Source organism: Microbacterium sp. ZW T5_45, from assembly GCF_044987415.1.
In the GTDB taxonomy this organism is placed as follows: Bacteria; Actinomycetota; Actinomycetes; order Actinomycetales; family Microbacteriaceae; genus Microbacterium.
Window position 1 is genome coordinate 1 of sequence record NZ_JBJDRJ010000046.1, and the last position, 15,596, is coordinate 15,596.

General features: G+C 68.8%; 7 protein-coding genes. 1 reads left to right on the top strand and 6 read right to left on the bottom strand.

What is annotated here, in order from left to right:
* Positions 1 to 69 precede the first annotated feature (69 nt).
* The 6 genes from ACI3KS_RS17365 to ACI3KS_RS17390 all read right to left on the bottom strand — a co-directional run bounded on the left by ACI3KS_RS17365 (position 70) and on the right by ACI3KS_RS17390 (position 12,410).
* Positions 70 to 321 (bottom strand): hypothetical protein, encoded by a 252-nt coding sequence (locus ACI3KS_RS17365; RefSeq protein WP_404919788.1) that lies wholly within the window; start codon positions 319 to 321, stop codon positions 70 to 72.
* Positions 318 to 1,412: a hypothetical protein gene (locus ACI3KS_RS17370; RefSeq protein ID WP_404919789.1), complete on the bottom strand. Its 1,095-nt coding sequence runs from the start codon at positions 1,410 to 1,412 to the stop codon at positions 318 to 320. The genes ACI3KS_RS17365 and ACI3KS_RS17370 overlap by 4 nt, the downstream gene beginning before the upstream one ends.
* 25 nt (positions 1,413 to 1,437) lie before the next feature.
* Positions 1,438 to 2,064, bottom strand: a complete 627-nt coding sequence (locus ACI3KS_RS17375; protein ID WP_404919790.1) for a hypothetical protein — start codon at positions 2,062 to 2,064, stop codon at positions 1,438 to 1,440.
* A 213-nt stretch (positions 2,065 to 2,277) separates the two neighbouring features.
* A complete protein-coding gene (locus ACI3KS_RS17380) occupies positions 2,278 to 5,502 on the bottom strand; it encodes a LamG-like jellyroll fold domain-containing protein (RefSeq protein WP_404919791.1) in 3,225 nt (1,074 codons plus the stop codon).
* A gap of 50 nt (positions 5,503 to 5,552) precedes the next feature.
* A complete protein-coding gene (locus ACI3KS_RS17385) occupies positions 5,553 to 9,716 on the bottom strand; it encodes a beta-L-arabinofuranosidase domain-containing protein (RefSeq protein ID WP_404919792.1) in 4,164 nt (1,387 codons plus the stop codon).
* A 12-nt stretch (positions 9,717 to 9,728) separates the two neighbouring features.
* A complete protein-coding gene (locus ACI3KS_RS17390; protein ID WP_404919793.1) occupies positions 9,729 to 12,410 on the bottom strand; it encodes a LamG-like jellyroll fold domain-containing protein in 2,682 nt (893 codons plus the stop codon).
* A 215-nt stretch (positions 12,411 to 12,625) separates the two neighbouring features.
* On the opposite strand from ACI3KS_RS17390, the gene ACI3KS_RS17395 reads away from it, so the two are divergent.
* Complete coding sequence (locus ACI3KS_RS17395; RefSeq protein WP_404919794.1) at positions 12,626 to 15,589, top strand: immunoglobulin-like domain-containing protein; 2,964 nt, start codon at positions 12,626 to 12,628, stop codon at positions 15,587 to 15,589.
* Positions 15,590 to 15,596 lie beyond the last annotated feature (7 nt).

Sequence of the window (15,596 nt, forward strand, 5' to 3'; positions counted from 1 at the left end):
ATAAGCGACAGCGGAACGTCCGCGGGGATGGGTCGGGGTGAGTGGGGACGGAGTGGGTGGGGACGGGGGTCAGGACGAGGAGCGGTTCCTGACGCGTCGGACGACGATGGCCGTTCCGACGACGAGCAGCAGGATGCCGGCGGCGATCAGCAGCACGGGCAGGTCGGCGCCGGTGCCTGCGAGACCGTCGATGGGCGACGGGGTGGGGACGGGCCCGGGTGTGCTGAGGGGGGTGATGTCGACGTGGATCTGCACGCCGCCGGTGTTCGCGCCGTCTGCTGCGGCATCGGCATCCGCGGCGAGCTCGAGGATCGGGCTCATCGGAGCGCCTCCTCTCTCTCTGCGGTGCCGGCGTCGCGGGCACGTGCCTCGCCGCGGGCCTCTTCACGTCCGCGTTCCACGGCCTGCGAGATCAGGTCCTCGACGCGGCGGCGCGAGCGCAGCCGGTTCCAGGACAGGGCGACCACGAGCAGCGCGACGCCCGCGAGCAGGGCCAGCGCCGACCACGGCACGGCCCACACCGTGATGGTGGTGGTCGACGGTTCGACGACGAGCGCCTCCCCGTCGAGTGCGGCCGCGACGGGCGCGACCTCGAGGTCGCCGGTGAGCAGGAAGAGCGGCCAGACGTCCGCCACCTGCACGGTCAGCGTGCGGGTCTCTCCGGGAAGGAGCACCTGCGGACGCTGCCCCTCGGCGGGGAACGGCACCTCGTGACCGGCGATCGTCAGCGTGCCGACGGCATCCATCCGGGCGTTTCCGGTGTTCTGCACGTCGAACGCGACGGTGAGTCCGCCCGCTTCGAACGGATTGGCCTCGCCCCGGTAGTCGGTGCGGACGTCCTGCACGGCGAAGGCGGGCACGATGTCTCCGGCGACCCGGGTGATCACCTTGACGCCGACCCGGCTCTCGACGCCGACGGCGGTCGCACCGGAGTCGTCGGCCTTGACCGACAGCACGGATGCGGCGACACCGGCGGCGTGATCGCCCGGCTCGGCGTTCTCGGGGACCGTGACGGTGAACGCGACCACCGCGGATCCTCCGGCCGGGACCTCGACCGCATCGGGGATGCTGATCCAACTCCCGGCATCGGTCGACTCCTGGTCGGAGGGGAGCATGTCGAAGCGTCCGGCATCCGTGTAGAAGCCGTCGGCGGCCGAGAGGGAGAACACGACGTCACCGGCTCCGAGGTTGCGCACGATCACGTGCTCTTCGACGCTCTCGCCGGGCTCGAGCTCGTGCTCGATGGCGACGCGTCCGTCTTCGGCCGTTCCGTCCGCCGGCGACAGCGACCACGACACCGCGTCGGCCGTCGCGTCGTCCGCCTGAGCGGCAGCAGGACCGGCGAGCACGCCGAGCGCGACCGCCAGGACGACGGCGCTCAGCGCGAACGGTGCGGGGGGAGGGGTGGTCATCTTGTCTCCGGCGGACGGACGGAACTCAGTACGAGTCTTCGAACAGCGACAGCGTCACGGTCGAGGTGTACGACCCCGGTGCGACCGTGACGGGCGTCTTGAGGACGAGGTCGGCGTTCGCCGTCCACTGGCCGGATGCGGCCTGCGCCTCGGCCGAGTCGAGCGCGAGGGCGAGCAGCTCCTGGCCGACGAGTCCGACGCCGTTCGCGCCGCCGTCGATCGAGGTGTCGACCGTGTCGCCCTCGCTGACCTCGCCATTGTTGGCGGTGACGACGCGGGGGGTCCAGCCGAGGTGGTCGGGAGTGATGTTCGGCTGACCCGCCGAGCCGACGAAGTCGCTCGCCTGACCGGTGACGTACCAGAACACGCCGGGGGCGACGTCCTCGCGGGTGTCGGTCACGGTCACGTTCGGCAGGGCGCCGGTGAACTGACGGTACGAGGCGGTCGTGCCGTTCTCGGTGAGGGTGCTCGTGGTGCCGGCGACCGTGAGGCTCAGCGATCCGTCGTCGGTCGGAGCGATCTCCACGGAGACGTCGACGTCTCCCGTGCCGTTCTCGGTCGGGTCGGCGAAAGCGGCAACGCCCACGCCGGTGAGCAGCAGGCCCCCGACGACTCCGGCCGCGCAGCGCGCGACCATGCTCTTCTTCATCATGTGGGTTTCTCCAGTTCCTCGGCCGGCGGATGCCGTACCGAATGGGCGATCAGCACGGAGGCTGTCGGGTTCGCTTTTCAGGCATCGGGCAGGAACTGCGTGGGCGCCCTTGCCCGGCGCACTCCCCCAGTGGAGTGCAGCCGTTCCCGACTTTGTTAGCGGGAACATTGTCACTTTATGGTCCTCTCCGTGTGTGCGTCAAGTGGAAGATCGTCAGCCGCAGGACGCGGCGGCGAAAGAGGCGGTCGAGGGCTGTGCGGCGTCTGCGACCCGGACCGCGACGCTGCCGGCAGGAAGGTCTGCGAGGCGCGTACTGAGACTCGTCGACACCGACTTCCCCGCGGCGATACGCGGAAGCTCCTTGCTCCCGTACACCGTCGCTACGGACACCCCCACCGGAGTGGAGCCGGTGTTGCGGAGCGTCACCACGAGAACCGCCTTGCCCGCGACGCAGCGAGTCGTCACCGCGGACTCCACCGGCGACGCCGCCTCTGCGACGCGAACCGTGACCGACACCGTGCGGTTCTGGTGGGCCACCTCCTGCTCGCTCGAGAGCGAGAGGTCGAGCATCCCGTTGGCGCGCACATTCACCGATTTGAACCAGGAGTTGCGATCGGGGTCGAACAGGCCGCCGGCGGCGTTCCCCGTGTGCTGCTCGGGGTACGGGCGCGCGTGATAGGCGAGCACGAGGTTGCCCTCATCGTCGATCGCGAAGGAGTTGTGCCCCGGCCCGCCGTGCCCGACCCCGCCGATGCGGCCGTCGGCCGTGTCGTTCGTCGTCAGCACCGGGAAGGACACCCTCGTCCAGCTCGACGGCTTCGCGAGGTCGGCGCCCTTGGCCGCACGGAGCATGCCCAGGTCGTAGTACTTGTCGACGGTGCCACCGGAGTAGGTGATGTACGTGTAGTCGCCGTACTCGAACATGAACGGCGCCTCGACGATGCCCTGATCGGTGCCCTCGTTCGCGTCGGAGGGCGTGGGCGCGGATTTGCCGTACTCCCACGGCTGGCTGATCGAATAGATCTCGGTGAGCGCGCCGTCGATCAGCGGGACGGTGCCGATCGGGCCCATCTTCGCCTTCGCGACGAAGAGCTTCGCCGCGTTCGGCATGATCCAGTACCCCTGGGTGACGCCGTTCTCTTCGCGCTCGAGGTATGACACGTCGAACGCCGCCCCCTCGAGGACGGTCGGCTCGCCCCAGTTGGTCGGGTCGACGAGGCCGCCGGCTTCGAGCGACTCCTGCGTGCCGATGTACGGGATCAGCACGGTGTTGTCGCACCAGCCGTTGGTCGGCGCGTAGCCCTTGTTCATGCCGGCGACGATCCACCAACGTCCGTTGATCTTGTGGAACTCCTGCGCCCAGATGTAGCCGCCCCAGCCGTAGAAGGTGTTCGGGTACTGGGCGGTGCGCCCCGGCGTTCCGGCATCCGGATCGATCACGATCTGCTCCGGAGCGGCGGCGAGCCGCTCGATCGTGGTGGCCCGCTTGAGCCCGATCTTCCGGTAGGCGTAGGCGTCGATCAGCTGGCTCGACGGAGCATCCGACGGGATCTCGTAGTGCGATCCGGTCAGGTACCAGTAGCCGTCGTCCTCGTTGAAGAACAGGTCGGGATCGGCGCGGGCGTCGCTGACCATCTGCTCGGTGGCCTGCTGCACCACACCCGTCACCTCGTACTCGCCCGGCAGCGAGGTGTCGATCGCGGCGAGGTCCGCCTCATCCCACGCGACTCCGAGCTGCTTGGTCGAATCGTCGTTGTAGTCCAGGGTGACCGCGGCCGGCAGATCGGCGGCCGTGATCTCGGCACCGACCTCGACCTCGACGGTCTCGAGATCCCGCACCCCGGTGTTCTGCAGATCGACGTAGTACTCGAAGAACGTCTCGAATTCATCATCGGCGAGCGCGAAGATCGACGACTCCTGCGCGCCGACCGCGCGGATGTCGGCCGCGGTGGCCGTCCCCGGGACAGCGGATGCCGTGAGCTCGGCGATCCGCGTGACGCGGCCCTCGCCGGTCAGACGGTCGGTCCAGAACACCTTGTAGGTCGAGGCTGCTGCGTCGAAGACGATGCGGGGATCCGTGACGATCGAGCCGTCGGTGGCGATCTTCACCGCGCGCTGGTTCGTGAAGGTGGCGCCGTCGGCGGAGTCCCAGACGTAGATCGAGTCGGTGGCGTTGTTCTGCGACGAGGCCGCGGCCAACATGCCGTCGCGCTGACGCAGCAGCGTGGGGGATCCCATCTGCGCATTCGGCTTCGCCGACTGCGTGCCGTCCCATCCGACGTAGAGGATCGCCTGACCGCGGTTGAGCGGTTCCCAGGCCTCCGCGCCCTCGGCGCGGGCGGAGACGTAGAGCGCATCGGCCCGACGATCGTCGTCGTAGGCGAGGGGGTCGCTCTTGACGCCGTTCGCGACGGTGACCTCTTTGATCGAGGTCGAGATCTCTCCGCCGATCGCGAGGATGGTCGATTCCGCGGTGATCGGGGTCTCGACACCATCGATGCGCGCGGTGAGCGAGACGGCCACCTCTCCGGATGCCGGCACCGTCACGGCACCGTCGGCCGCGACGCGCTCGGCACCGGTGCCCGTGGCCGTCCAGCTCACGGCGCGACCGAGCACGCTCGACGGCAGGTCGCCGGTGATCTCCGAGGGGATCGCGAGGGCCGCCGCGGGGTCGCTCGCGGTCGGTGCGACGCCGAGGTCCGCGGGCCTGAGGGCGCCGTCGTAGATCTTCAGGTTGTCGACGAGTCCTGCGAAGTACTCCCCCGACCCCCAGTTCGCCTTTCCGACCTGCAGGATGCCGCCGCTCGCGCCGAGGATGTCGCTGAGCCGCGGTCCTGTGGTGTTCACGGCGACGCGCTGACCGTTCACGAAGAGCTGCGCGTCGGAACCCGAGAGCACGAGGTCGACGTGCTTCCAGGCGGTGTCGTTCTTCGTCACCCCCAGGTTGCCCGCGGTGTTGCGGCCGCCGCTGTTGTCGTAGCGCTCGACCGTGACCCCGGTGGTGCGGTCGAGGTAGCCGAGGTAGTGCTCGTTCCCGTAGGACTGGGCCGTCGCGTTCTCGGCCGCGAACACCGTCCACCCGGTGTTGCCCGTGGCATCGGGCTTGCTGTCGTACGAGATGGTGACGGCGTCAAGCCCTGCGAGCAGCGGGGTGCCGTCGTTCTTCGTCACGTCGAGCCAGAACGAGCTGCCCAACTTCACGGCGTTGCCGTCGACGCCGGGGACGACGGTGGCGGTGCCCTTCGTCGTGGCGACGGCCCCTCCCCCGGCGAATGTCGCGCCGGCCGTGTCGAACGTGAAGTCGGCGATCAGCGAGGGCGCCGCCGGCACCTCGGCCGGCACGGAAGGGCCTGCGGCCGTGGCCGCCGAGGGCGCGACGAGAGCGGCGCAGACGGCGACCGCGGCGATACCACCGAACAGGCGGGGCGTGATTCTCATGGTTCTCCTCGGCGTGGAATCGGTCTGCGCGGGTTCAGACGGGAGGGCGCTCATCGACACGTCGCCGCGACGTAGGGCGCGGTCTTCTGCACGGTCACGGCACGCCCCGAGATCTCGGCGTTCGCCGTGACGACGACCTCGCCGGCCTCGAGCACCGGCTGCCTGGTCGCGACCTGCTTCGACACGCTCTTGCCCGCGGCGACCGACGCGGTGACCTGGCCGTACGGGGTGACCACCGTCGCCGTCGCCGCGGCATCCGATCGGTTGGTCACCGTCGTCATGATCGACGCCTTGCCGGCGACGCAGCGCACGGCGGTCGTCACCTCGACGTCGAACACCGACTCGCGGACGATCGTCACGAGGTAGACCGTCTTCGCGGCGTGGTCCTGCGCGTACGACGTCAGCGTGACGACCGTCGGCGCGTTCCCCGGCTTGACCGTCACGGCGCGGAGCTCGCTGTCGTCGATCAGGATGCCGTCGACGTAGACGAGCCCGCTGGGCGTCGCGGGGTCGGCGTCGAGCGTCACGGTCGTCGCGTCGGCGGGAACGGTGACCGTGTACTCGGTCACACCCTCGGCGAGCGCCGGTTCGAGCGCGCCGCCCTGCACCTCCAGCTTCGACAGATCGGAGTCGGTCGAGTAGCGGTCGGAAAGCGAGGTGTACACACCGAACACGCCGCCGACGTAGCTCGACCCGTTGCCCTGGAATCGCACGGTCACGACGGGGATCTTCTCGCCCGAGGCGTCGAGCACGTACTCGCCGTTCTGGTCGCGCTTGTAACTGTCCTTCGCGGCGATGCCGTCGAGCACGGCCTGCGGGATGCGGTCGTACTGGATGTACCAGGTGCTCGCGCCCTTCGCGTTCGTCACCTGCTCGTGCTTCAGCAGCACGTCGTTCAGGTAGACGTCGAACGTCCGCCCGTTGTCGCCGCCGTAGTAGCGCGCACCCAGATAGTTCACGGGAGCCGTGGGGTCGACGATCATGTCGTACTGGAAGTACGCATCCGTTGCACGCTGCCCGTCGCGGTAGCCCTGCCCGTTGAAGACACCCACAGCCGACTTGTTGTACCGGTAGTTCTTGTCGGCCTCGCTGTTGTTGTTGTCGAACGACGTCAGCGAGTCGATGGTCGTCTCGTCGATGCGCAGCTGCTGCTTCTGCTTCAGGATCAGCGCCTGCGCCTCGGCGGAGTCCGGCTCGACGAGCGTCATGTACGTCGCGTATCGAGCTCCGTAGAGGCTGTAGTACGGCTCGAAGGTCAGCGCGGCAGCCGCGGCATCCACACCGCGCAGGCCGAAGCGCATGGTCGTCAGGCCGTTCGCATTCGCACCGTCCTCGAGACGGATGACGTTGTCGACCACGGCGGCCTTCCACGCCTCGGCGTCGGCGACGACGACGTTCGAGTTCAGCGACTTGTCGGCCGTGCTCATCTGCACCAGCACGCCCGCCGTGTAGCTCGCGTCGACGTTGGTGCGGCTCAGCTCGGTGCCCAGCAGCACGGGGCCGTAGGTGAATGCGACCCAGTTCGGGTTCTCGGTGCCGTCGCTGATCGCGACCTGGGCCGGCAGCGTGTAGACGAACTCGTCACCGGCGGCGACCTCGATCGTCAGATAGCCGTCGACCGCGGCGGAGGGATCGACGGCGTCGCCGTTGCGGGTCAGTGTCGGAGAGACGGCCCACGAGGGCACTCGGAGCTCCAGCACCGAGCCGTCGGCGACCGCGCCGCCGTCGAGCGCGGCGATCGAGATCCGCACCTCGGGGTCGGCGGGCACGTCGCCGCTCTGCGTGATCTGGAGGTTGTGCGCGGCGTCGCGGAACGTCGAACTGAAGAACTGGTTCACCCAGACCCCATCGGCATCCGTGAAGTACATCGAATCGCCGATCTTCGTGAAGCTCTCGATGCCGGTGCCGTGGTCGCACCAGAACTGGTCGAGCGGCGTCCCGAACACCTTCGCGTACCCGGCGGTCTGCGGCTGGAAGTACGTCACCATGCCCGTCTCGGGGTTCTGCGAGGCGAGGATCGTGTTGATGAAGGTGGACTCGTAGAAGTCGGCGTACTCCACACGGGGGTCGACGGCGAACAGCGCGTGGGTGAGCTTGAGCATGTTGTACTCGTTGCAGCCCTCGGCCGTCGAGTTCTCGCCGTACCCGCTGGTGACGCCGTTCGTCGCGAAGGCATACAGGGTGTCCGCGCCGTGGAAGTGCTCCGACTGGCTGTTCGCCCCGTTCGCGTAGGTGTGGTCGTCGACGACGATCCGCCAGAACTTCTGGGCGGCCGTGAGGTACATCGGCAGCGCCGCCTTCTCGGCGTCGGTGAGCGTGGCGTAGAGCGCGGGGTCGTCCATGAAGACCGTGTAGCGCTTGAGCGCCCCCACCAGCTTCGGGATCGTGGTGTTCGCGTGCAGGCCGTTCAGTACGTCCTGTCCGTTCGCGAGCTTCTGGAACAGCGCGACCTCGTCGAAGTACTCGGCCGCCCGCTTGTGGTCGGGGCTCTTCGTGATCGAGTACAGCTCGTAGAGCGCCTCGTTCATGCCGCCGTACTCTGTGTTGAGGATCGTGGCCGGGTTCGGCAGCGAGCTCGCGTAGTTCTTGACCCAGGTGCCGAAGCCGGATGCCACGGACAGGGCCTTCTCGCCCACAGCGCTCGGCGCGTACTGATAAGCGTCGAGCAGACCGGCGAACACCTTGTGCAGGTTGTAGAACGGCACGAGCAGACCGTCGGCGCCGCTGGGCAGTGCGCTCAGCGGGAAGGGCGCGACGTAGCCGGCGCTGGACGGGTTCGCGGCCGCCCACGCCTTCTGCGCGCGGTCGAGCCCGTCGACCGCGGCGGTGAGCTTGGCCAGCACCTGCTCCTTGACCTCGGCATCCGTCGTCGTCGCATACGCCTGCGAGAGTGCGGAGATGTAGTGGCCGAAGAAGTGCCCGGTGAAGCGCGTGCCGCTCGTGCGCTCCCAGCCTCCGTAGCCGGAACTCGTGGTCGGGGTGAGGCCTGCCTGCGTGTACCAGGAGTACAGGAACTTCTCCGGGTCGAGGCTCAGCAGGTACTCGACGGTCTGATCGTTCGCGTTGTCGAGGTACTCGTCGGTGATCTCAAGGTTCGCGAGTCCGGCATCGCCGAGGAACTGCGACACGGTCTCTCCTTCCGGCGACACGGTGACCGAGAACTCGCGGGTGATCGCGGCGCTGCTCCCGTACGTCGCCGAGGCGGTGAGGGTGACGGTCCGCGCCTCGTCGACGGGCGGGGTGACGTGCGCGTGGCCGGCGTCGATGTCGATCACGGTGCTGTCGGATGATGTCCAGCCGATCGTGCTGCCGGCGGCCCCCTCGGTGGTGAGGGCGAAGTCGGCTGCTACCGTCCCGGGAACGCTGAGCGCGTCGACGTCGGACTGCGCGACCACCCCCGGATCGAATGAGGCGTCGCCGCGCTGGGTCAGGGTGACGACGTCGTCGATCGTCGCGACGCCGTCGTAGAGCGCGTAGTCGTCGAGGAGCCCGCGGAGGTGCGAGCCGTTGTACTGCGGCCCGTTGTAGCCGAGCGTCTTCACCGAGGTCGACTCCGACCCGAGAACACCGGTCGCGGTGCCGGTCGCCGCATTCGGGACGGTGCTGTTCTGGCGGATACCGTTGCGGAAGAACTGCACCTGCTGGGTGTCGTGGTCGTAGGTGGCGACGACATGCGTCCATTTCCCTGCGGGGAAGAACGACGATCGCGTGCCGGGAACCGCCACCTTGTAGGGCTGGCCGGTCGAGGGCCCGATCGAGAGGGCGAGAGGCGTCGAGTCGCTCTCGCTGGTGAGGTACCAGCCATCGGAGTTGTAGACGGTCTTGCTCCAGGCGAACACCTGTTCGCCGGTCATCGTGACGCTGGGGTTGTACCAGAACGAGACCGTGAGGTCCTCGGGCTGCAGCCTCGCATCGGCGCCGAGGCGCAGGGCCGTCGAGCCGTCGAACGAGAACGCCTGGCCCCGGATGCCGGTGCCGTAGGCCTCGGTGCCCTTCTGCACTGTCACGGCGGCACCGAGGGCACCGGTGTCGGCGAGGGAGCCGTCGAAGCCGAGCTCGAGCACCTTCCCCGACTCGATGCTGAGAACGCGGTCGGCCCCCGGAGCGGGGTCGGCCGAGGCGGCGGTCGCCGTGCTGAGAACGGCCGCACCTCCGATGAGTGTGGCCACGGTCATCACGGCAGCGCCGCGGAGCCGGTCCCTCGTGAACATCATCGTTCCTCTCGCTCAGCCGGCGCAGGTGCGCGCGGCGTAGTCGGCTGTCGTCGTGGTCGAGGCACCCGAACCGGTGGCGGTCACCGTCACCTGGCCTGCGGGGATCGAAGGCTGCCGTGTCGTGACCGCGCGGCTGACCGTCTTGTCGACAGCGATCTCTGCGGATGACGTCGTCCCGAACGCGGTGGCGACGGATGCGGTGACCGCCGCCGCGCCGGTGTTGCGGATCTCGGTGACGATCACGACCTTGCCCGCGACGCATCGCGTGGACGCGGTCGCCGTGACGCTCAGCGCCGGCGCGGTGACGACCACCTGCGCCGTGACCGTGATCGCCGTGGTGCTGGCGAGTGTGCGGTCGGGTGCGTTCCAGGCGGTCGATCCGCCGGCTCCGGTCCATGAGTTGAGGTTCGCGCCGAGAGTCCGCACGATGCCGGTCACCGGGTAGGTGCCGGGAGTCGACGTGTCGACGGATGCCGTGTTCCAGTCGACCGGCTGCCCGGCCGTACCGCGGCCGTAGGCGAGCGCCACTTCGGCCTCGGCGGGAAGCGCTGCGGCGGGGTCGGCGCCGACCGCGACCTGCACCGATCCGAGGTCGCTCGTCACCGCTGCCGTGGCATCCGCCGCTCGCACCCGGTCGTACTCGGCCTTGGTCAGCGAGATCACGCCGCCGTGCTTGGTGCTGGGCGCCATGGAGAAGGTCGATGACGTCAGCTGCGTCCATCCCGCGTCCAGGTCGGTGGTCACCATCGGCCGGTAGCCGACCGTGGGGATCACGTCGACATAGAGGTACCACTTCTCATCGCTGTGGCTCTTGAACACCGCCGGACCCTCGACGCCTCCCGCGTTGCCGCCGGCCCACGCCGCTCCGATCTTCGCCTGCAGGGTCGTCCAGACGGTGCCGCTCTCCCACCAGCGCTCGGCGGTGGTCGACTCCATGTAGATCCCGTTGCCCCGGCCGTTGTCCTTGGTGATGCGATAGGTGGTGCCGTCGTGCTGGATCATCGTCGTGTCGATCGTGTTCGCGCCGGTGTTCACGAAGTCGCCGCCGTAGGAATACGTCTGCTGCGTGAAGTCGGTCGTCGCACCCCAGACCACGCGGTTGTACGAGCTGTCGCTGTGGTCGGCGGTCTGGAACACGTTCGCCGAGAAATACATGACGAACGCTCCGCGGCCATCGGGGTAGTAGTCATCGACCCACAGCGCCTCCGGTGCCCAGGCCATGCCGAGCTCGGCGGCCTTCGCACCCGACGCGTCGAGCGCGGCGTCGAAGCTGCGCGGCTCGCTCCAGGTCACGAGATCGTCGGACTCCCAGACGATCAGCTTCGTGCTCGCGTTCTTCGTCCAGTAGCACCAGCTGGTGCACGATCCGCTTCCGCCATCGCCGCCGAAGACCCGCAGATCGGTCGCGATGATGTAGTAGCGGCCGGTCTCGGGGTTGCGGGTGAGGAACGGATCACGGACGCCGGTCGTGCCCAGCTGCGAGGCGAGGATCGCGGTGCCGCCGTTCAGCGGGTCCCATTGCTCGGGGTCGTCGCCGCGCGAGACGTCGAGGTAGATCTTCTCGGCGTACCCGGCGGCGTCCTCGATGAAGTGCACCATCAGATAGCCGTAATCGTCGGTGGGTGCTGGCGCCGGTTCGATCATCACAGGGACCTCTCTCGAGACAGTGACGCCACGCACCTCGGCCGTGGCGGTGAGCGTGGTGTGCACGGCATCCGATCCGGCGGCCGGCTGTCTCACCGTGGCCGTACGGCCGTCGTCGGACACCGAGATGTCGGGAGTCGCGGACGACCACGTGATCGCGGCGGATGCCGAGCCGGGCAGCGTGGCGGCCGCATCGTCGAGCGTGAGCGGACTCAGCCCATCGACGGCGGCTTGCGCGTATGCGGCGAAAGCGTCGGCGTGCAGCTCGGCGTCGGCTGTCGAGACGTCGCCGACCTCGGATGCCGAGAGAGCTCTGTCGTAGACGCGGAAGGTCGAGACCTCGCCCTGATAGAACGGGTCCGGGTACGGCGCCCGGCCGATCGCGTTCACGGTCTGCGCGGCGATGGACGCGGGCGTGAGCGTCGTGGACGTCGTGCCGAGCAGCTGCCCGTCGACGTACAGCGAGAGGGTGTCGGCAGCTCCATCGATCACGCTGGTGATGCTGTACCAGCGGTCGGCCGTCAGCGCGGCGGGTCCTCGAGCGTTCTTCTCTCCGGTGTTCCCCGAGGTCGTGATCGCGGTGCGGGGCAGGTCGCGCACCGAGGCGAAGTAGTACGAGCTCGTGCTGTCGCTGCCGATGTTCCAGAGGAAGTGCCAGCTCGACAGCATCGCCGGGGCGAACTTCGTCTCGATCGTCACGGTCGCCGAGTCCTCACCTGCGAGGAGGCCGTCGGGCAGGCGCACCCAGTCGGCGGTGGTGCTCGTCTTCGCACCGCCGGTCAGTGTGAGCGAATCTCCCGTCCACAGGGCGTCAGTTCCGTTGACCACGGTCGCCGACCCCAGGGCAGTGCCCGCGGTGTTGGCCACCGCGGTGCCCGTGGTCTGTGTGAAGAGGTATTCGGCGAGGAGCCCGCCGCGCGGGGCGTCGGCCTCGGGCCCGGTGACGCTCTCGGCTGCGGCGGGAGCAGGGAAGGTCGCCGCGGCGAACGCGACGAGGGCGAGGGCGGAGGCGGCGCGCAGCCGCGACAGCGTCGAGCGAGAAGTCGTCATCAGGTGCTCCAGTGGTACATCATTGTTACCGGTAACCACGGAACCTAGCACACCGATCGGACGCCTGACCAGAGCAGCGTTCGGAACTCGACGCAATTTCGCCGATCCCTGTATTTCCCACTATGTGTCCGCTAACATTCCGAGGAGCCCACCCGAAGGGCACCACGACGGCCGCACTGCGCGGCGCGAAGTCAACGACGACAGGAGATCACGCTGTGAGCGCATCCCGCCCCTCCCCGACCCGGCGAAGGCGGCTCACAGCCGCCGGCATCGTCGGCACCCTCGCCGCATCGCTCTGCGCGTTCGCGCCCGCCGCCGCGATGGCCGCCGACATCCCCGCCCCGACGGCGCACTACGACATGTCGCACTCCGGCACCACGCTGTGGGACGTGTCGGGCAACGGCCGCAACGCCACCCTCACCGGCTTCACCGATGCATCGTTCGTCGACGCCGGCGGCGACGACGTGCTGCGCTTCAAGAAGGACGGTTACGCCGCCCTTCCCCAGGGACTCGTGACCGGTGGCGACAACGCCTTCACCGTCGAGTACACGGTCTCCACCCAGACCGCGGCGAACCAGTTCGGCTGGGTCATCGGCAACGGCGTCGGAGCATGGAACACCACCCAGCTCGGCAACCACGTGTTCGTGAACCCGCGCTCCGGAGAGAGCTCGTACAGCAACCAGGTGCTCTCCGGCATCCGCGTGAAGACCGCCACGGCCAACGGCGAGACGCGCCTGCCCGCCGGCGGCGGCCTGAACCCGGGGTTCACCACCCTCACCCTGGTCGGCAGTGGCAACACGCTCACGCTCTACCGCGACGGCCAGGTCATCTCGACGACCACGCACACCGCGAACCTCAGCTCGATCGTTCCGGCCTCCGGCACCCTCGGCTACCTGGGCCGCTCGCTGTACACCGGCGATGCCCTGCTCGCGGCCGACGTCACCGACGTGCGGTTCTGGGACACCTCGCTGACCGCGGAGCAGGTCTCGGCGAGCATGCCGACCGAGGCCGAGAAGCAGGCCACCACCCAGGCGCTGCTGCGCGGCGACCTGCTGCCGATCGTCACGGGCGCCAACACGAGCCTCGATGCGGTACGCACGAACCTCACGTTCCCCGCATCGTCCAACGGGGTCGCCCTCACCTGGTCGTCGTCCGACCCCTCCGTCGTCTCGAACACCGGCGTCGTCTCGCGCGCGATCACGAGCGACACGACCGTGACCATCACGGCGACTCCCGCATCCGGGTCGCCGATCACCTTCTCGGTGACCGTGGTGGCGGCATCCGCCTCTGCCGATCTCGACGCGATCGAGCTCTCCGCACGCACGACCGAGAACCTGCCGCTCGTCACGAAGGGCGCCGTCGACGGATCGACCATCACCTGGTCGTCGTCCGACGAGAGCCTGGTCACCGCGACGGATGCCGGCTACACGGCGCCGGCCGTCGGAGCGGCCGACACCTATCGCGGCGGCGGCATCGTCGAGCGCCCGGCCTACGGCACGGGCGACCGTGACGTCACCCTCACGGCGCACGCCACGCTGAACGGCACCACCCTCTCGCGCGAGTTCACCGTGACGGTCGCCGAGCACGCGCGCACTGCGCCCGACGCCGGCTATGCGAGCGCCTACTTCAAGTCCGACGGCGACGAGAAGATCTACCAGGCCGCGACGAGTGGCAATGACTTCTTCACGTTCTCGCCCGTCAACGACGGCAAGGCCGTGATCACCTCGACGACCGACACCACGGGCCTGCGCGACCCGTACATCCTGCGTTCGCACGACGGCGACAAGTACTACATGATCGCCACCGACCTCTGCATCAGCTGCGGCACCGGCTGGGGGCCCGCGCAGTCCGAAGGAAGCCTCAAGGTCGAGGTGTGGGAGTCCACCGACATGGTGACCTGGGAGCGCACGAACGGCGAGAACTCGGGCATCACGATCAACCAGCCCGAGGCCGGGATGACGTGGGCACCCGAGGCGTACTGGGACGACGACCTCGAGTCGTACGTGGTGTTCTTCGCCTCGCGCAAGTACTCCGACGCGAGCCACTCGAACAGCGACAACCTCTACGCCCGCATGTTCTACGTGACCACTCGCGACTTCCAGACCTTCACGTATCCGCCGACCACCTGGCAGGACACGGGCTACGCCCGCATCGACTCGACCGTCACGAAGATCGGCGAGTACTACTACCGCTTCACGAAGAACGAGGAGTCGGGAGCCGCCGGCACCCTCGAGGCCGGCAAGGACATCTTCCTCGAGCGCTCGACCGTGCTCACCGCACCGACGACCTCGTCGAACTGGAACGCTGACCCGACGCAGACGTGGCAGCTGACCGACACGCGCATGACCTCGCTGGAGACGGGCCAGGCCGGTGAGGGCCCCGAGATCATCAAGCTCAACGAGGGCGACCCGAACAACACCTCGGGCGACGGCTACGTGTTCCTCGTCGACAACTACAGCGCCGGCGGCTACCGGGCGTTCCTCACCACGGGTGCGGAGATCGCGTCGAGCAGCCAGGCCGACCGCCTGTCGAAGCGCGCGAACTGGAACGTCCGCCCCGCCGGCGGTCTGCCGACGAGTCCGCGCCACGGTGCCTTCGTGAGCGTGCCGCAGACCGTGCTGACCGCCCTGCACGACTGGACCGGGATCGAAGCCGTCGACTCCACCACGGCTCTCGCGATCACCGGCAACCGCGCCACGGCGACCGTGACAGCGGCCGACGGCGGAGAAGTCGCGGGCACCGTGACCTTCACCGGCGGCGCATGGAGCCAGACGGTCGGTCTGGTGGACGGCACGGCCTCGGTCGACGTCCCCGCCGGGGTCTCCGCGGTGACCACCACCTACGACGGCTACGCCGACGGCCTGGTCTCGACCTCCGTCTCGGCCGAGGTGCCGGTGAGCGCCCTGACGATCACCACGACGGCGAGCATCCGCTGCGTCGCGGGCAAGGCCCAGGTCGTCGTCTCGCTGCACAACCCCTCGGCGATCGCGGCGACCGTCACCGCGACCACGCCGTACGGAGCCAAGACGGTGACCCTTGCGGCCGGTGCCTCGACGACGGCCTCGTTCGCGAGCCGCCTGGTCTCGGTCCCCGGCGGCACGGTCGCCGTGTCGGCCACGGCATCCGGCGGTGCCACGTTCACGGGCACCGCCCCCATTCCCGCAGGCACCTGCAACTGAGCGCCTG